19 protein-coding genes are annotated in these 18,063 nt (G+C 38.4%); 2 read left to right on the forward strand and 17 right to left on the reverse strand.

All coding sequences use genetic code 11. The features are described 5' to 3' along the window. Positions 1–30 precede the first annotated feature (30 nt). Positions 31–2,958 (reverse strand): DEAD/DEAH box helicase, encoded by a 2,928-nt coding sequence (locus HUW48_RS00335; protein WP_182411494.1) that lies wholly within the window; start codon positions 2,956–2,958, stop codon positions 31–33. 119 nt (positions 2,959–3,077) lie between these two features. Here HUW48_RS00335 and HUW48_RS27140 point away from each other — a divergent pair, with 119 nt between their 5' ends. Beyond that, a complete protein-coding gene (locus HUW48_RS27140; protein ID WP_262891441.1) occupies positions 3,078–3,209 on the forward strand; it encodes a hypothetical protein in 132 nt (43 codons plus the stop codon). Between the two features lie 251 nt (positions 3,210–3,460). Here HUW48_RS27140 and HUW48_RS00340 read toward each other — a convergent pair whose 3' ends face one another. The 3 genes from HUW48_RS00340 to HUW48_RS00350 form a co-directional block, all read right to left on the reverse strand. Next, positions 3,461–3,904, reverse strand: coding sequence for a beta-barrel fold lipoprotein (locus tag HUW48_RS00340; RefSeq protein ID WP_182411375.1), 444 nt, complete (start codon positions 3,902–3,904; stop codon positions 3,461–3,463). Between the two features lie 266 nt (positions 3,905–4,170). Further along, the gene (locus HUW48_RS00345) at positions 4,171–5,280 is read right to left on the reverse strand and encodes a DUF3991 domain-containing protein (RefSeq protein WP_182411376.1); all 1,110 of its coding nucleotides are present in this window, start codon (positions 5,278–5,280) and stop codon (positions 4,171–4,173) included. 11 nt (positions 5,281–5,291) lie between these two features. Further along, positions 5,292–5,954, reverse strand: coding sequence for a DUF4099 domain-containing protein (locus tag HUW48_RS00350; protein WP_182411377.1), 663 nt, complete (start codon positions 5,952–5,954; stop codon positions 5,292–5,294). Between the two features lie 144 nt (positions 5,955–6,098). On the opposite strand from HUW48_RS00350, the gene HUW48_RS00355 reads away from it, so the two are divergent. Further along, positions 6,099–6,749 carry a M23 family metallopeptidase gene (locus HUW48_RS00355; RefSeq protein WP_182411378.1) on the forward strand — a complete coding sequence of 217 codons (651 nt, stop codon included), beginning with the start codon at positions 6,099–6,101 and terminating at the stop codon, positions 6,747–6,749. A gap of 109 nt (positions 6,750–6,858) precedes the next feature. On the opposite strand, the gene HUW48_RS00360 is transcribed toward HUW48_RS00355, so the two are convergent. The 13 genes from HUW48_RS00360 to HUW48_RS00420 are packed head-to-tail and all read right to left on the reverse strand — an operon-like array spanning position 6,859 to position 18,013. After that, the gene (locus tag HUW48_RS00360) at positions 6,859–7,218 is read right to left on the reverse strand and encodes a helix-turn-helix domain-containing protein (RefSeq protein WP_106933739.1); all 360 of its coding nucleotides are present in this window, start codon (positions 7,216–7,218) and stop codon (positions 6,859–6,861) included. Continuing rightward, positions 7,215–9,182, reverse strand: a complete 1,968-nt coding sequence (locus tag HUW48_RS00365) for a type IV secretory system conjugative DNA transfer family protein (protein ID WP_182411379.1) — start codon at positions 9,180–9,182, stop codon at positions 7,215–7,217. Before HUW48_RS00365 ends, HUW48_RS00360 begins: the two co-directional genes overlap by 4 nt. Before the next feature lie 13 nt (positions 9,183–9,195). Further along, positions 9,196–9,987 carry a conjugative transposon protein TraN gene (traN, locus tag HUW48_RS00370; RefSeq protein ID WP_182411380.1) on the reverse strand — a complete coding sequence of 264 codons (792 nt, stop codon included), beginning with the start codon at positions 9,985–9,987 and terminating at the stop codon, positions 9,196–9,198. 1 nt (position 9,988) lies between these two features. Beyond that, the gene (traM, locus tag HUW48_RS00375; protein ID WP_182411381.1) at positions 9,989–11,155 is read right to left on the reverse strand and encodes a conjugative transposon protein TraM; all 1,167 of its coding nucleotides are present in this window, start codon (positions 11,153–11,155) and stop codon (positions 9,989–9,991) included. Further along, positions 11,152–11,523 carry a hypothetical protein gene (locus HUW48_RS00380; protein ID WP_182411382.1) on the reverse strand — a complete coding sequence of 124 codons (372 nt, stop codon included), beginning with the start codon at positions 11,521–11,523 and terminating at the stop codon, positions 11,152–11,154. Before HUW48_RS00380 ends, traM begins: the two co-directional genes overlap by 4 nt. Further along, entirely contained in the window at positions 11,501–12,109 is a 609-nt protein-coding gene (gene traK / locus HUW48_RS00385; protein WP_182411383.1) for a conjugative transposon protein TraK, read from the reverse strand. The genes HUW48_RS00380 and traK overlap by 23 nt, the downstream gene beginning before the upstream one ends. A gap of 21 nt (positions 12,110–12,130) precedes the next feature. After that, positions 12,131–13,114 carry a plasmid transfer protein gene (locus tag HUW48_RS00390; protein WP_182411384.1) on the reverse strand — a complete coding sequence of 328 codons (984 nt, stop codon included), beginning with the start codon at positions 13,112–13,114 and terminating at the stop codon, positions 12,131–12,133. 6 nt (positions 13,115–13,120) lie between these two features. Then, entirely contained in the window at positions 13,121–13,741 is a 621-nt protein-coding gene (locus HUW48_RS00395) for a hypothetical protein (protein ID WP_182411385.1), read from the reverse strand. A 2-nt stretch (positions 13,742–13,743) separates the two neighbouring features. Beyond that, a complete protein-coding gene (locus HUW48_RS00400) occupies positions 13,744–14,415 on the reverse strand; it encodes a plasmid transfer protein (RefSeq protein ID WP_182411386.1) in 672 nt (223 codons plus the stop codon). Further along, positions 14,390–16,834: a TraG family conjugative transposon ATPase gene (locus HUW48_RS00405; protein WP_182411387.1), complete on the reverse strand. Its 2,445-nt coding sequence runs from the start codon at positions 16,832–16,834 to the stop codon at positions 14,390–14,392. Before HUW48_RS00405 ends, HUW48_RS00400 begins: the two co-directional genes overlap by 26 nt. A 49-nt stretch (positions 16,835–16,883) precedes the next feature. Next, positions 16,884–17,186 carry a DUF4133 domain-containing protein gene (locus HUW48_RS00410; RefSeq protein ID WP_182411388.1) on the reverse strand — a complete coding sequence of 101 codons (303 nt, stop codon included), beginning with the start codon at positions 17,184–17,186 and terminating at the stop codon, positions 16,884–16,886. 8 nt (positions 17,187–17,194) lie between these two features. Further along, positions 17,195–17,518, reverse strand: a complete 324-nt coding sequence (locus tag HUW48_RS00415) for a DUF4134 domain-containing protein (protein ID WP_182411389.1) — start codon at positions 17,516–17,518, stop codon at positions 17,195–17,197. A gap of 33 nt (positions 17,519–17,551) precedes the next feature. Next, on the reverse strand, positions 17,552–18,013 hold the full coding sequence (locus tag HUW48_RS00420; protein WP_182411390.1) for a hypothetical protein: 462 nt from the start codon (positions 18,011–18,013) through the stop codon (positions 17,552–17,554). Positions 18,014–18,063: the final 50 nt, after the last annotated feature.

The raw sequence follows: 18,063 nt of genomic DNA on the forward strand, positions 1-18,063 counted from the left end.
TATTAAGTTATAAAAGGAATAAATTATAAATCAATCTAAGGATGCCCAAACATTAAGTTGTTCATTATTACCATTTCCATTTATATAATCATTGGCTGCAGCTAAGATTGAGCTTATTTTACTAGATAAATTGTTTTTTGATACTCCTGGTTGTACTATAGTGAAAGTAAAACTTAACATTTTACCTTTACTTATTAAAGCTTTATATTGAGTTAAATCACCCTTAATAAATTTTTGTGGCTTACTATTCACTCTTTGTAAAAATTTCTTATTAAAAGTATTTTTATTTGAAGTCCATAATAATGATTTAATTGCTTGACCACAGACTTCATATACATCATTTACTCTATCACCAGATTCCTTCCCTCCAGAACCTTTGATATGAAATAAATTTATCATAGTTGAATCTGGCGATTCTTTAAATGTAATATAATCGGCCATTTCACCTGTTCCGTGATCGTATACAATCAAATCATAGTCTTGGGCGAATAAAGAACTGTGTATTGTTTCATGAATTGAATCTTTGTTATTATTATCCGCCTTTAACTTTATCCTTGGATTAGTTGGATCATAAAATTCTATTTCAATATCAGTATTATTGGTAACCCAATCAAAATCAAAAATTTGTTCAGCTGGAAATAAAATTTCATTTTGATTAGGTTTATGCAATTCATTATATATTATTGCTGAAAAGTCATTTAAATAAAATTGCAAGGGATATTCATTTAAATATTCCTCAATACTATAATCAAAAACATTAAATAAAAAGTCTGAGCTTTCTCTTAATGAATAATGATCTTGAAAAGAGAATTTTAGCGGTATAGAGATTTTTTCATAAGTGAGGTCAAAAGATAGTTCCTGATTATTAGTTTGGTCTTTATCAATTATGATATCAAATTCTAATAAATTAACAGTTTCTAATAATTCTCCCTCTACACTTACAATATTTAAATCTGGGAAGTCAGAAAATGTTTCTCTATTCCAAATAGCAGCATAGACCTTTTCTGGGAAATTGTTAATTTTTACTCCTATCGGTAAATGGTCTAACCCAGTATGTGTTTTAACAATTACATCACTTTCAATTTTCCTTCCTATTTCTCGACACCAGTTAATAAAAATTGGAATCTTTTCGTAAGCATTACTCCAAACTTTTGAACCGCTACTATATCCAATGGTAATTTTTGTATCTTCCTCGTTTTTAGCCTTACCATAAATATGACCATTTGAATACATACGCCCATCAGTTTTTTTTATTGAATTATGAGCGTGAGACCCTGAAATTGTCCTATAAGATTCACCGCTATTAATGGAACGATTCTGCATCCCTAAACTAAATATTTCAGTTTCACTTAACCCTGAAAGTACTTTATGCAAATCATATTTAGATATTTTTTCAGCCGGGTTATTAGTAAACTTTTCAATCATTAAATCATAAAACTGGGGAGTTTTAATGGCTGAATGGATGAATACCAAATTTGTTTCTTCATCAAAAAAAATTAGAAAAAGAAAAAAATTTACATCAACAATTTCATCTGAATTAATCCATTTAGGGCTTTGGGTAACCTTGGATATAAAAATTATAGCCGAGTTTTCCTCACTAATAAAGTGATGAACAATCTCATGACCTGAAATATCTAAGTAACCTTCTATATTAAAATCGGTAACACGGTAAATTTTTACATGGCAGTAAGGGTTTAAGTTATAGATCGAAATATTCTCTGCTTCCTCCCTTACCAAATCATCTTCTTCACGGTTAAAAGAATTAATAACATTCTTTATTAAATCTTCGACAATTATTCTGTCTTGACTTAAATCAACAATTAAATCATTCCAAATTGCCCCTTCAGAGAAAAGTTGTTTAGTGCCTATTTCTAAATCATTGGGAAGTGCTAAGAATTTAGCCTGACCGATATTAGAAGCGTTAGTTCTTGCAAATCTACCTATAAATTGTAATGTAATCGCTAATGATTTATGTGGCTGATGAAGAACTCCTATTTTAAGATTTGGAAAGTCAAACCCCTCACCAAGCATATCCACGCATATTATACCATCTAATAATTTATCCTTTAACTTTCTTACAGTTTGCTTAATGTATTTATAGGTTTTTTTACTATCAATTCTTCTTAAATTTAATGTTGTATTTTCTTCGTATACTTTTTCAAGTTCCTTTGCATGTTTTTTTGTATTAGTCCTTATCAGAATATAATGGTCAAATCCATTTTCTCGATCTTCGTTAAACTGTTTTTCCGCAGCTTTCGCTAAAGCGAGATCAACTGTTTCGTTAGTGTCTGGAGTAATAGGAATAAACCCAATTTCTCCAAATACTCTATCTTTCTTTGCCCTTGATAATGGATAATTGTAAACAATTCTCCCTAAAACTTCTTTTTTATCTCTTCTAAATGGAGTAGCTGTGAAAAATATTTTTTTAGAATTATGAAATACGTTAAGAATGTTATTCCATGTTGTAGCAGCAGCATGATGAGCTTCATCAACAAGTATTAAATCGAATAAAGATGGATTAGGATAGATATCTTCACTAATTCCTATGTTTATACTAGGTGGAATGCCAATAACTACATCATAATTTTCCAACTCTGTCCATTGTTCGTTAGATCTTATTGGAGTTATAATTTCAAAAACCTTAGGTAAATCAATGGATTCACTTACCACCCCAACCTGTTTAAGAGTTTTTAAGCTTTCGAACTCCTCTTTGATCTGGCCTCTTACTAGAACCGAAGAACTAATCACTAATACTCTTTTTGCCCTTTCAATAAATGCAGCCATTATAAGAACTGCGGTTTTACCCGTTCCAGTGGGCATTACAACCAATGCAGGCTCTTTCTCAAATAAGGTAAAATGTGAGGAAATTGCGTGAATAGCACCTATCTGGGCATTCCTTAACCCATTAGCTTCGATGTTATATTTAATATTGTAATGATTTTCAAGAAAATACGACATATTTCGAAACTAATTTTAATTAAGAAATTAAAACATTATTTACCTTAAAATATAGGTAAAATATTTCAAATAACGCCGAGGATGAGCAAAATGAAATGTATAATTACTTACATTCAAACTTGAGAGAAGATCAGTATGAAACCTTTATTGAAGAAAATAAACATGCCATTGGCATGAGAATATCATTTGAAAAAGGAGAAATCTATCGTTTGAATTCTTTTGTAAAAACACCAGTATTCAAAAGAGAATAAACCCAAATCATTAAAATTCATTGTTATTAATAAATGAAGAAAATGGCTTTACAAGGTATATCACCTTTAGAGATTTAAGTGAAGGATTAATTCAAAAAAATAGTGAAGCCTAATACCAACTTCTATAGGCATTAGGCTTTTTAAAATAAAGCTCTTGGGATTTAAGTCGTAAGCTATTTCACAAAAGCAGATTTTTTTGCATCAGCATTATAAGTGTTTGATAACCTTAAAGATATAGTAGTACATCGTTATTAATTTGCCATATAAATAAGCTCTTCACTTTTATCCTTTGTAGCTTCAGTATAAGTGAAGACCTTCTCCTCTAACAAGGTATCATTTTTGTAAACAGAAAATTTTAAAGTCATGGCAGCTGGGCCTGTTTCCACTGGAGAAAATCCGGTCATAGTGGAAATGCTTAATTCTTCTACATTGGGAGCTTCTACCGAAAAAGAAGCTGTATTTAAATTATCTCCCAGCAACACCGCCGGCACCGGATCTGTTGTATCCCGGTACTTAAAATCCCCACCAGCAATAGTAATAATTCTGGTAAATTTCTGATAATCTCCGGTTTGAGTTACATCAACCCGAAACGTGGCCGTGCTGGTGGTTGGGGTTGGATCATCGTTATTTTTGCCGCAGCCAACAAGTAAGAGCAATAATATCAAAAAACTACTAAAGTGCTTAAGAGTTCTCATATAAGTATACTTTAAATGAATTAAATGGCTTTTTCTATTAACTAAATATATCTTATTAGTATTGCCAAACCACTTAAATAAAATTACATATACAATAAGGATAAAGTTCTATGACTAGTGTATGCTATGACATTTTTTTAAATTTCTGCAATGCATAACTCAGACCTTCAGCAATTTTGGCTATCATGTCTAAAACCGGAACCTGGTAACCTTTTCCAATCTTGAAATTACTACCCTGTTTAAAACCAGTTCTTTTAAGTATATCATCAATACCTAATAGTAGATATTTTGCTTACTTGAGTTGCATTCTTCGGATGAATGATATCATTAAAGTCCTTAAAGCTTATACCATTATTTTCACTGGCAGCTTTGTGAACAGTTACTCCAGACCGAATACCAGATGCCCTTTCGAAAGCAGCTAGGCTTATCTTTGCTACCGGAATTTCAAAGCTTTTACCATTTACCTGGAATAAAAGGCTATCCTCCTTCTTTTGGGGTAATGGAACATCTTTACCATTTACTTGCATGGCTACAGCAATGTCATACATCTTGCCCTGGTAATCATTATCAAAAGCAGTATGTATTTTAACACCAGCCCAGTGCTGGATTGCTCCCTGCAGTTGACTTTTGGCTATACCTCCACCAAAGGAAACAAAGGCCGCATTATCAACGTCAAGCCGGTGTTTGTTTAACTGGCAGAAACTCATGAGGTCAATCGGATTTTCCCCGAAGAACACATTCCGAGTACGCTGGGGAGCCCCCACAAAGTCAGCAACCCACATACCGTTTTTCCGATCACTACCTGGTGCTACCCCTTTAAATCCATAATTCCGTAAATCGTAGCCAACTACTTCATTACTACCGGGCTTGGTTAAGGGAAAGCCAATGTTTTCATAAGGTCTACCTTTGGTTTTCTCCGTATCTTTAACTAAGTGAATAAAAGGTGAGAAGCGTTTAATAGTTTCCAGATCTAAGCCCCGTTCCTGAATCAGATAATGTAATTTAAAGACAGAAGGATTAGCTATCTGGTACCGACTGGAATCAAATTTCTTCGGCTCCGGAACGCCGTACTCGATTTTTAAAAGATGGGGTTCGTTAGCATAACCCTGGAGTACTTTGTTGATAGCGGAAATTTCGTTTTGGTAAGAGATGTTAAATCTATTCAGCCGATTTTTTACAAACTCAATTAAATCCCCACGATCGTTGGTACCATCCCGATTAAAGTAAAGTTTTTTCACCGGATCGATCAGCACGGTATCTCCATCTGAGTGTTTAAACTCCAGCACGGCTCTTCCCTTTTGTAAATTAACTTTGTAACCTAAAGACTCAGCCACTGCGGTGATGGCAATTCGCTCCCTGTAGTCCTGAAATGTCATGACTGTAAGAATTACCTTTTAACACCTTTAATTTTCTCCGAACTAACGGCTAGTGTTGGTTCTTCCAGTTTAACCATTGTTACTTCTGGTTTTTGCCGGAACTGGTTGGCATCAGTTATTTTGTAACCTTTGGGTTCATTTAAATCAATCTGAACTATGTTTATATCTTTGGTGGACTTATTTACAATCTCAACCGGCAACCCTTTTTTAAGCTGCTCTTTTTGATCTACGCTTAACACGGTATCTTTTATAGCATTGGGTATCTGGATTGCGCTTAACCTGGCGCTTAATATTTCGTTAGTTTCTTTATCCAGCTGGTGAATGTGCGGCTCTATGGAACCATTCAGAGCTTTGGAGTTTTTTACAATTGCCTCTCCTTTTAATAATTTATTCCACTGCTCTTCATTTGCTTCAATGTTGTTTACTGGCCGTGCTAAAATCGGATGTACTCCGAGAGAGAGTGTATTATCGGGATTTCTGGTTAAACTTAATTTGGCCTGAGCTTCAATTGGCTTCATTCCTTCCTTTAAATGAATCCTTAAAGAAATTAAACCTGTTCGGCGACCTTCTAGCAGATTTGCCAGTTCATGAGCTGGCATCGTGATTACATCTTTTCTGCTCATTCCCAGTTGCTCAAACTGAGAATAGGGCAAGTCTTTAATTTGGAAACTCATGATGGTTAGTTTATAAATGTATTTTCATAGATTATCCTTGAGTAAATATACATAAAACACGTACATAATTGATATAATTGGGGATTAATTACTTTATAATATATTTATTTTGTATAAATTTATTATATAATATACAAATTCAATATGAGAATACTTAAACAGTTATCACCAATCTTATTATTAATTATTCCTTATACCGCAAAAGCACAGTTTAATACCATTAAAAAGGTTGAAATTCTACCTCAAATCCAGATTGATTATATTACCAGCTTGTCAAACAACCCCGAGGATAATAGTATTTGGGAAGCTGTAAATGTAAATAATCTTCGTCAAAAAGCTAATGTATCGGTTTCTATGCCATTGCAGGCGCCGATTATTAGCAGCGGGTTTGGAAATAGAATAGATCCACTGACTGGGAAAATAAAATTCCATTATGGCCTGGATTTCAGAGGATCATCAGATTCAATTAAGGCCATTCTACCAGGCACAATAAAGAAAGTAGCTTATTCCAGAGGTCTAGGCAATTATGTTGAAGTAGAACACGGTGAGTTTAAAACCATTTATGGTCATTTATCCCAAATACTGGTTAGAGAAAAGATCGAAATAATTGCTGGTACTGTTTTGGGTATAACTGGCAGTACGGGAAGAAGTACTGGAGAACATCTACATTTTGCTATCAAGCACCGAGGCAAGGCCATTAATCCAGTTCCATTTCTGAATTTAGTTTATCGTCGGGTAGAAATGGAGGCCCGAAAAAAAAGCAAAAGAATGGCATCGGAATTAACTTCCAAATAAGATAAAACTACTAAGCCTGAAGACAATGCCTCAGGCTCAGTAGTTACAAAACCAACCTTAAAGTATATAAAGAGCCTTAGCCCAGGACTGTATAAAGCACGAAAAAAGATTAGAAACTACCTTCTTTTTCCATGATACCTATGATATCAGTTATTTGGCCGTTGACATCTGTTTGCAAGATTTTGAGCCGTTCTATAGCAATGCTGTTAAAAGTGCTCATGTGAGATAATGGTTCAGACCTTTTTATAACTTCGAATTCATCCGAAAAAATAAAGCTTATATGAAAATGGTCTGAGTAGAAATTCAGCAGTTGAACCAAGAGCTCCAGCGTACCTCCAATCCCATTTTCTAGTCGGGATATTTGATTCTGGTGTGTCTCCAGGGTTGCTGCTAAATCTTTTTGAGAAAGGTCCAGCCCCTTTCGAAGAAGTTGCAGGCGTTCCCCTAAATCATGTAGATTTAATTTCATGTGTAGAAGTGGTCTTTTAGTGTTTCTATTTCTCGATTGATTTTGGTAAAGTTCTTATCTAAAACAGTGTTCCTGTCAGAAGCGCTACCAAAATTATAAAATATTGGCATAGAAACATATGACTCTTCTTCTTTTGCTATTGCTGCAGTATCCAAATTGATTTTGCAATTATAGGTACTATTTACATGTTGGCCATTATATTCATTATTATCAAATGCTACCTGGGCCACCACTTCACCAGCGGCTAAGGTAGCAATTTTTGAAGCAGGTATTAAAGAACCCATCTCTTCATTCATGGAAATAGAAGTCCGGCTACGGTCAATACTTACTCCTTCCTTTTGCTGCCGGACTTTACCAAAAAGTTTTTCTAGCCAGTCTAGGGTATCTTTGTTGCGAACGGACCCGGAGATTACGTTAGCGGCCACGGAGCAAATGGTATCTGCGGTTTCCCGACCGTATTGTTGTTTGAGTTGTGGCAATTCCTGTAAACCCAAAAGAACGGCTATTTTATTGCTTCTAGCGGTTGCAATTAAGTTTTCTACCTTGTGTACGTACAAGGTTGGAGATTCATCAATGATAAGCCCGCAGGGCAGGTTTCTTTTTGAATTTATTAGTTTGGTCATCCGATTTAGAATTAGAGCGTTGCAAGCACTGTTAATACTCTGTGTAGCCGGATCATTGGCAATAACCAGGATGGCCGGATTATTAGGATCCGAAATTTTTAGCTCAAAATCATCACCTGATAATACCCAGAAGGTTTCCCGCGTAGCTAAGCGGCCCACGTTGATTTTAAGTGTCCCAATCTGGCCTTCCAATTGATCAAAGGCCTTGTTTTTGTAAGCGGTTCGAAACGGTGAAAGCAAGCTGACCAGTTGAGGTTCAGAGAAAAGCATGTTAAATATTTCATCATAACCCAGATTGATAAAGGCCAGCACGTGCGGGAACGTGGAATATTTGCCACCTTCATGCCTACTGAGAAAAAAGATACAGCTGGCCAGAAAGTTTACTGCGCTTTGAGTAAAGAACTGGGCAGCCCCGGATTCTTTGTCACTCTTAGTCAGGCTTTGCAACAAGGCCTCTGCAGTTTCGGTGGCATCGGCCAAGGTTGGTAAATATTCTGGTTTTAAGGGATTGAACCTTCGACTGTGTTCTATACTATTGAAATTAATAACGTGAAATTTAATATCTTTTAAGGTGCCATTTTTCTTATTTAACAGATAATGATAATAGGCTATTTTACCCAGGTCTGGAAACTTAAAATCATAGAGAGCCATGGTAAAGCCCTTAGCCAACATTTGTTTAATGAATGGATTTACTACTGAATAGGATTTACCGGATCCAGGTGTTCCGATCAACAAGGTGGCACGAAAAGGATTAGCAATATTCAGATAACCGTGATTTACCCTCCTTTTATAGTAAAAAAGCATAGGCAGGTTGACGCTATAGGGCGTATTCATTAGCTCCCGGCTCTGCTCAAAACTTTCATTCTCGACATTAAACTTATCTTTCATTAGCCCGGTCTGAATGTGCTTGGAAATATTATCCAGGGCAATGTTTATCATTACCGCTCCAACCAAGGAGAAAAGCATATAAGCTGCATCCGACCAGGTTACTCCAAAAGCCAACAGCCGATTAGTCGGGTGCTGGTAAAAGTACCCGGCACCGAAGAAAAACAAGAAGCCGAAAAATAACGGTAAGTAAATGTGCTTTACTGGATCGTGGTGTAAGTTTTTCCGGGCCTTGGTTCCAATGGCTACAATTACGATCAAAAGAAAAGTAAATGCTTTAGAATAGTAGATGTTCTGGTAAATCGCAATTCGCTGTAATTTAAGGATTACCGGCCGCAGCTGTTCCATAAATCCAGCATCCGCAAAAAGGAACACTAAAAATTCCGTGAACAAGGTGAAGTAAATAAAACTCTGTAAAAAGGAATAAAGCTTCTTTAATTCGCTTGATTCTTCCATGTCTTATTTTGTTTTAAAGTGTATCAGCCTTTAATACATCTTTATAATCTACCTTCACGGAAATAGTACGACCGCTCACCTGCTTCTCGGCTACTTCTATATTAAATACCTTTTCATCAGGGAAGGTAAATTTCTTAAATACAAACACGTTTCGATACCGGCGTTTAAAGCTATCGGTGTAAAAAAGCTGATGTACGGGTTGGATTTCTAATTGCTGGAAGTTGGTTGACTTAACTACCTTTTTATCTTCTATTTTAAACCGAATCTGATCAATGTCATAAGCAATGTTGGTTTTATTGTTTATGGAGAAATCAATAAAGAAATAATCTCCGATGGTGTAGATATTATTTACCACCGCTTGCATTTTGTCTTTTTTAGCGCTGGCAGATCGACCTACAGGCTTTTGTTGCAAGGCTAGCAGAGAAAATCTTTTCATTTCCTGCTCGCTCATGGCCACATCCGGATTCAAGTATTCATCAACCTGGGTAGGATCAATTCTTACCTCGGAACTAGCTGAAGCAGGAGTAGCATAAGCGAGTTTATACTGAACCATAAAACGCTCCCCAACAATCGTTACTATGCCGAGTTTAGGGTTTGCTTGCTTTGGTTTAATGCGGAATATATTATCCACCGGAATATCACCGGCCACATCATTAGTAGAAATATCGACGTATTTGATCGGTTCTGGACTCACAAAATGAGTGGAGATAGTTTCATTTACATAGATTACCTGAGGAGCTGTTTTTTGGCATACAGCCGGCAAGGTTATAGCCATCAATAAGAACAGCATTAATGTATTTTTCATGTTATTGTGTTTTGGCTTTGTTATCAATTAAGTAAACTATGGTATTATATTTCAGCTTGGCCTTGTTTTGCTTAACTGCCTTGCCCACGGCTCGGGAAGTAGTTTGGGCCATTTTATCCATTACCGAGAAGAGCATCTGATTCGTATTTTCCGGACTATCATCGAAATTTATACTCTGGCCATTGGTGCTATTTGCTGCTAGCTGTTTGGTAAAATCTCGAAACTGAGAGCCCGGCACGTACAAACCCACTAACCCATCGTTATCATAAATGCTTAAATCCACGGGTATAATCTGATTGCCATAAAGCAGGGAAGTTATGGATATTTCTACCCGCTGAGCTGAGAAACCCGATACCACCCCGTACAAGTAACTGCCTTTTTGTATTTCGTAATTACTCACGTAGATATCATCCAGCAACCTGATTCTAATCCGGCCTCCCTCCCGGATTTTTAAACCTTCATCCAGCATCGCTTTAATAAATTGCTCGTTTCCGTCATTTTTAACGGTGTTGAAATAAGCAGCATTGGGGTTCGCTGATTTGCGAACTTCTACAGCTTCCGATGCCTGTATTGTTTTTTCTGCTATAGTTGGCGTTCCTTTCCGGGCTGGCTTTTTCGGCTCTTGACCGGCTTTATCTAGGCTATCGACAAAGCGCATCTGTTCTTTAAACAACCGCATCTCTTTTTCATAAGCGCTTTCTGCCTTTTGCCGCTGTGGCCGGGAACTAGGAACTCGTGTTGTAGCCGCGTAGCGCTGGCGGTCGGTGTTCTGTTGTTCCTGAACCCGATCCATAAAAGCAGGGGTGTTCTTCTGAGTAAGAATGGCATTATTAATACTATCGAGCATTCTTTTTTCTTTGTCAGTATAGACACTGCCGTATTGCTTTTCTTCTTCGTCCTGCTCTAATTCTTGAACAGCGGAATAATCCCTGTGGTGTTTATGCTCCTCCAGTCCGGCCCCGAACTTACTATTGATGTCCTTTTTCTCCAGATTAGCGGCCGGCAAATCTGTTATAATATCATCGGTTTCTTTTAAAGCTATATGCTGCTTACCTTTTGCTTCTGTGGAGGGGAACATGTCCAAGTAGAGGTAATTAAAAAGAAAAAGAAAAGGCAGTACGATTAAAGGCAATGCGTACTTAGGTTTTCTAAAATCAATCTTTTTCATTTTAAAATTTTCTTTAAATCGTTATTGATTTCTTTTAGCACCAGGCTGTCATTTAAGGTGAGGCTGTCTGGATTAATGGATTTGGCTTTGCCGTACAAGCCAACTAAATTCATTAAATCAGTAGATACCGGCTTGGTAGCAGCAGAAGCATCTGCTGCGCTTATTCGATTAATGAGCGTAGTAGCTGTTGCCTTGTGGCTTTGCTTATGGCTGACCTTTCTGATTAGAAAGATGGTTATTGCCACGAGCAGAATTAAGAACATACCGGCAATTATTCTTTCTGGATACTTTGACCGGTAAATAATTACCCGTTCCCTAGTACTGAGTAAGAATTCTACAGCTTGCCTAAAAAGATTTCTTTTGTTCATGCTCCAAGTCTTTATTCACAACCGTTTTCCAGTTTTTAATTATTAATCCGTGCGGATTATTCACTGTGCGTGGCACGTCCTGAAGATCACCTTCGGTTACCAAAAGTCTTTTAAGAATGGAAGTTTCCCGCTCTACCCGCTGTTTGGCGTAGTACCGGAAATGCCGGTTCTGATCCAATACAATGCTGTCAGTTTGGATGGTTAGCAGGGCTGAGCTGGCCAGGATGGAATTATAATACCCCTTCTCTTTAAGGTTATTGTATTGAGCCAATCCGGTTTCATCCACCAGGTACATTGCCTTAGTCAGGTTATTTTTGATGTAGGCGTCATCTGGCGGCAAAGTGAAAAAGAGTAGGTGAAACATATTAATATGACTTTCCATTTCCACTCCCCGGTTAGCTCCTAGTTCGGTTTGCTGCACCAACAATGGAACATTATGGTCGATCACATACAACTTTTTGCGTTGTTCGTTAATGAGCGAATAGGCGAAAAAACAAACAATGCCCACCATCACCAGGGCGGTTATGAAACTTCCAATGCTAATGGCGAAAGCCAGTCTTATCTTACTTTCAATTCTATTGATCATGTTTGTACTTTTTAAAATAAATTATTTGATTAGTCCCGTACCCGTTCTTGCCACCGAGCTAAAGGCTTGACTAACGCCGGTAGTATTAATGATCCAGGTAGAGATTACCGGAATGCAAAGCATGGCTAGCGCCGCCATTAACAGCGAAACCAGGTAAAAGCTAATGTGCCCACTGGAGGAGCCGACGTAAGCAATAAAGAGTTCTTCATTTTCCAGCACTGCCTTCAACACTTCAATTTCCCGCTCTTGCCCGTAGCGGACTAGCACAAAAGAAATAGTCATGATGATGTAGGCAATGGTCGAATAAAGGCCAACAGAGATGTACCTTCCGATCCAGGTAAGGTAAGAGTCGCGGAAACCAGGAAAGATGCTCAGCGCAAAGGAAAACGGCCCGAGAATAACCAGAATAGCAGCGAATATAATCTGGAAAAGAAAGATTATGTAAATGCAGAACTGGAAGATAATAATTACGATGTACTCAAACAGGCGCATAAAAGCGAAATTGATTTGAGCGGTCAACATCAGGTAATAACCCTTCATCTTATCAAGTAAAGGAGACAAATCTATTCCTAGCTTTTCCATCCAATCCTTATCTTGGGTTTCATCCTTAACTTGCTCGAAATCGCCGGTATCTTCGCTCATTTTCTTGGCTACCTGTTCTATCAATCCTAACCTTTCAACGTGACCGTGTTCTACCATATCTATTTGTGCCGAATACATAGTTTTAGCGGTGTCGTTTACTACTTTAATAGGAAAGTTCATGACTTCAATGAAAGGCTCCCAGAGCAGGATTACTAGTGCCAGTGCAAATGGCCGCATTAAGGGCATTATCTCAATTGTCTTGTCACCGGCGATCATTTTGTAAGCCTCCAACGCGAAATAAAGCAGCATGGCAATAGCAGCAATTGCCTGGGCATCAGAGTAAAAATTAAAAGTCAATTCCGCTATGTCCAGATACAAGGTTTCCATTAAATCGAAAATAGTCTGGTCTATCAACTCTCTCATTATTTCTTATTTTTTAGGGAGGTTTTTACTGGTTTGAAAAAGGTTTATTATTCTCAGGTAATAACCGCGCAGCGTAGAGAGATCCTCCAGAGCTACCCGAAACCGTTCCGCTTTTTTAGCATCGTCTTGGTAGGCTTCTTTGGTTAACTGGATATCTGCGTTAATGCGCTCCTGTTCACCTTTTAAAGCAAGCAGTACATCTAAGTCCACTCCTGCGGAAATGGCTTCGGCATCTAGCCCGACAATGCGATTGTTGAGGCCGTTTATTTTATTCTCGTAAAGCAGGTACCAACTTTTATTCAGGCTGCGATCTGCCATTTTAAAAAGCTCTTGATCTCGAATTTCCGTTACGTTTTCATCCTCTTGTTCGGTATCGGCGGCATTTAAGCGCAAAGCCGCCATAATAGGCAACAGTTGCTTCACATTGCGCCGGTCCGGGCCTTTGCGGTATTTGTTGTGAAAGAGAATGAAATACCATTTAGGATTGAACTTGTTCCAACGGGTAATAACCTCTCTTTCCAGTTGGTAACGGGTGTTAGGGCTTTTAACTGGAACGGGTGGTGTTTGCGCTAAAGCTTCTACCAGAGGTAGCAGCAATACCGGTGCTAGTAGTAAAGGCTTTTTCATGGCTACTTTTTCCGGCTTTTGTATTCATCTACTAAGGACCTGGCAATAGCAGCACTGTTGTTCGGGTACCGCAATCCCATTGGATTCATTGCCTTCCATAATCCGGCGTACTTGGCCAGCCTCATTTTGCGATTGATACCAAAGGCTAGGCCCCGCATAATCCTCAGCTCATCTACCACATGGCGAATTAGGGCCAATCGATCCGCATTACTCATCAGGTTTACATCCGTGCCAATAACAGCTACCTGGTAGATGTAATTAAATAAATCAGCGGTACGATTAATTAGCTCTAGTTCCGTTTTGGCGGCTATAATTGTGAGCTCCGGATCACCTTTGGCTGTTTCCAACATTTGCAGCTGATACTTGCCAATGTCCTTAGCAATGGTACTGGCATAGATAATATTCTTACTCTGCCCTATAATAGATTGCACAGATTTGAGCGAGTTGTACATCTTTTGCTCCATTTCGTGAATCTGGATCATTTTAAAAGTAATGGCTTTCTGATATCCGGCGATCTGCCCCTCATTATCTTTTATATCACTGAGAGCAGCTTGCTGAGCTGTATGATTAATGACCAGGGTAGATACAACGGTTGGATCAAATACTACCTGTTGGGCAAAAAGTCCATGCGAGGCAAAAGCCAAGACACTAAGCAGGAAGAGGGGCTTTTTCATGAGTTGTTCGGTTTATATAATTGGTGAATTCATTTAGCTTTAATCCGGACTTTTTAAAATCCTCGACGAAGGCATCTAAGCCATGCTGGTAAGAGGCAAATTTTTGCAGGTAAACTTGGAGAGCTTCTTTCTCTTTTCGCTCCGTGGTAAAAGTTAGGTACTCATGCAACGAAACTTCTACCCCGTACACTTCACCCTTGGCTCCACGCTTGATGTACACTTCTTTGAAGCGTCCGCGGCCTTCCCGGTTATCAAGTTTGTTAATGGTAAATATCTTGTTTTGCTCGACCTGGTTAAGAGAAAGTAGGTTGGCAATATCCCGAAAGTTATCTTTGAACTTAGTCTGATCTAGAAGACAGATTGTATCGGAGTTATTGATAATACTATTTTTTACCACGGCATTTCCGATGATATCATCCAGCTCTTGGGTTACTACTACCGCTTCTCCCCAGAACTTCCGCACAGTTTTGTACACATAGAGGATATAACCAGCCATTAGTGGCGAGGCAATGGCTTTCCAGGCCTCTTCAATGATTAAGGCCTTGCGGTTTTTCTTGTGCCGCATTTTCTGCAAGAACACATCCATGATAATGATTGTCGTAATTGGGAAAAGGATCTTGTGTTCTTTGATAGCATCTATTTCAAACACTATAAACTTATCGTCGAACAGGCTAGAGTCCATTTCATTATTCAGGATAGCGCCGTACTCTCCCTGCAGACAGAACTTCTTCAGAATAAACCGGTAACTCTTGATATCAAAGTCAATGGATTCGCTTTCGTTGATTTCCTGAATTTTATTTATAGAAAAATCATAGAAGGACTGGAAAGAAAGGTATTTGGCTGCCCTTTTCTGGTTGTAGAAATCCTCGTAATAAGCACTAATTACCGATGATAAAACACTGTCTTCAGTTTGATTGATGCTACCATCAGCGCCCTTCCAGAGTAGACTTACCAGTGATTTGAGGAACTCCCTTTTTTCTTCGTTAAATTCTTCCCGGGAGATCCGGAATGGGTTCATAGTGATCGGTTTTTCTTCGCTGTAGGTAATGTACCGGCCGTTGTAGTATTGACACAGGCCAGAATAGCTGTGCCCGGTATCCACCATAATGATATGCGTGTCCTGCAAAGCATATTGCCGAATCATGTGATTCATAAAAAACGACTTACCGGCACCGGAGGGACCCAGAACAAACTTGTTGCGGTTGTTCATGCGCTGAGTATGAATAGGCATATCGCTGGTATCGATTGCCACAGGAATACCTTGCCGGTCTGAAAAAAATATCTGAAAATCAGATTGCTCATTCTTTAACAGGCTTTCTTTAAACATTAGGCAAATGGCCGCATCAGTTGTGGTTTGGAATTTATCGTAATGCTTGAGTTCCTCCTGGTTACCGGGAATAGCAGATCGAAATAACTCCATTTGGTTAGTTGCATTTCGGGAAGGAATGATGCCGAAGTTAAATAAGCTGCTTTCAATGTAGTTTGTGGCCCGATCTATCACCTGGTCATTGGCAGAGAGAATAATATTGTAGTGACCAAATACCAACAACTGATTATCCTTGGCAATGTCAGCCATTACCCGGTCTATATCGGCCACGGCTAAGTCATTAGCTGGATCCGGCATGGAGGTGTGTTTTTTCTTTTTAGCATTGAGCCGGGCTAATTCGATTCGTTGGTCCGGAATCTGGATAGTCTGATTATAAGCAATGCAATCGGTACCTGGTATAGAGTGAAGAAAATGCATTAAATCTACAGGCAGATTATAGCCTAGATTAAGGTCCGTATGGGGCTTAATGGTAGCGGGGAAGTTTATCTCATCGATATCAATGAGCGAAATACTTTTAATAGTGCGGTTGCCGATTCGGATACTCTCATCAGATGCGGAGAAATTATTAAATGAATAAACCTCATCGGAAAAGTTAAAGGCCACAAAGCGATTCAGCAAACTGATAATTTCCTTTTCTTTCAAAGGTTGGGGTTGTACCCCCCGGCTTTGCAACACATCAATTACCTTGGCAATATTGCGCTCAAAGGTTTTAAAGTCTTTCGCATCATAGGTAAAAAACTTAGAGCGTTTAGCATTTCGGGTAATAGTGAGATAGGTTGTAATATCCCGGTACTCTCGACCAGTAAAAGCTTCATTATATTTCTGGCTGAGGTAATCCTCTGACTCCTGCCCTTTGAATTTTTTTAATGCCAGTATATCTAACTTTTGGATGGTATAACCCGAACCTAGAATCTTGATGATGTTACTAAAGACGTAATGAAAATCTGTGTAAGCATCTGCATCAGCGGAGTATTGCAGGACAGGATTGGTAATTTTCAATATTACAGAATGGTCACTTTTCTCGTGGAAAAGAACGTCGTAAGCATAGGTTTGAATGCCTATGAACGGCCGTGAAAATTCTTTGGCTTTCATAACTTGTAAAACAGTAATGGATATAAATCAGAGAAGAAGAAAGCCGGTACTAGCGATTAGAAACCCGCTTGAAATGAGGCGAAACGATGTAGGTACCGTTGGATTTAGTTTTACTGTGTAAGCCGCCTTTCTGCCGACCATGAATATAACCCATGCCTCCCAAACCAATAACTATTAACCCGATAATGCCGGCAACTGGATGAATTATGGTGGAAAGCAGAATACCAGTCACAAACGCAACCAGCAAACAAGCCATTCCCCAATAGATGAATTTTCCTTTTAAGGATTTAAAAATAAGGGGCCGTTGCAGCCCCTTATAAACATTAAACCCTAATCTTTTTTCGGATTCCATGACGGGAATTATACTCCGAAGAAGGCTTTCACAATGGTACCTACTACCATGAGAAATACGCAAGAACCAACCCAACCCATAATTGATTTCTGTACGTCATTATCGCCGGAGTTCCATTTAATATAAACTCGAACACCGCCAACCAAACCAACAATAGCACCAATAATGAGAATTAAATTACCAATTGGGTCAATGTAAGTAGTAAGCTCAGAAGCACCGGCATCAATACCCGCCGCACCGCCACCCTGTGCATTAGCAGTTACAGCATAGGCAATACTAAACACAAACAATAAGGCTTTCTTAGAGAATTTAGAGAATAAAGTGGTTTTCATAAAATTTAAGATGGTTTAAAAATGAGAAACTAATTAAAAAGTAATTGTTGCGGTCTCCAGCTTTGCTTCATCCTTTAATGATTTGAGAAAATCACTGACAGAAAGCGCCTGCCCCTGGATTGGTATTTCGATGATGGTTTCTTCCTGGTCTATTTCGCTGGCCCAATCATTGGAAAAATCCACCGGTTCCACGGTAACTGGCTCTGGAATTCGGGCATCAGAAATACTAGAACCGGTTCCATCGTTAGCAGAATTATCAGAGGATATGGGAGCAAAAGAAATTGGACGTATATCGACAAGTTTATCTTCGTAGTCCTTTGCTTCTACCACCTGCGCGGGTTCTTCTTCGTCCATTAAATCCCGAACATTGTACTGCGTAGCGGGTGCTGTGGGCAGCTTTGGGCCACCTGCGATTAACAGGTCAAAGAGAAAATTTAAACCGTAATAAGCCAAATAAACGGCAACAATAGCAATCAAAAAGTTACCCCATTCCATAAGCTGTCTATCTTAAATTAACTAATGTTAAATTTTATTTAAAATGAGCT

This window comes from Adhaeribacter radiodurans, assembly GCF_014075995.1.
GTDB lineage: Bacteria > Bacteroidota > Bacteroidia > Cytophagales > Hymenobacteraceae > Adhaeribacter > Adhaeribacter radiodurans.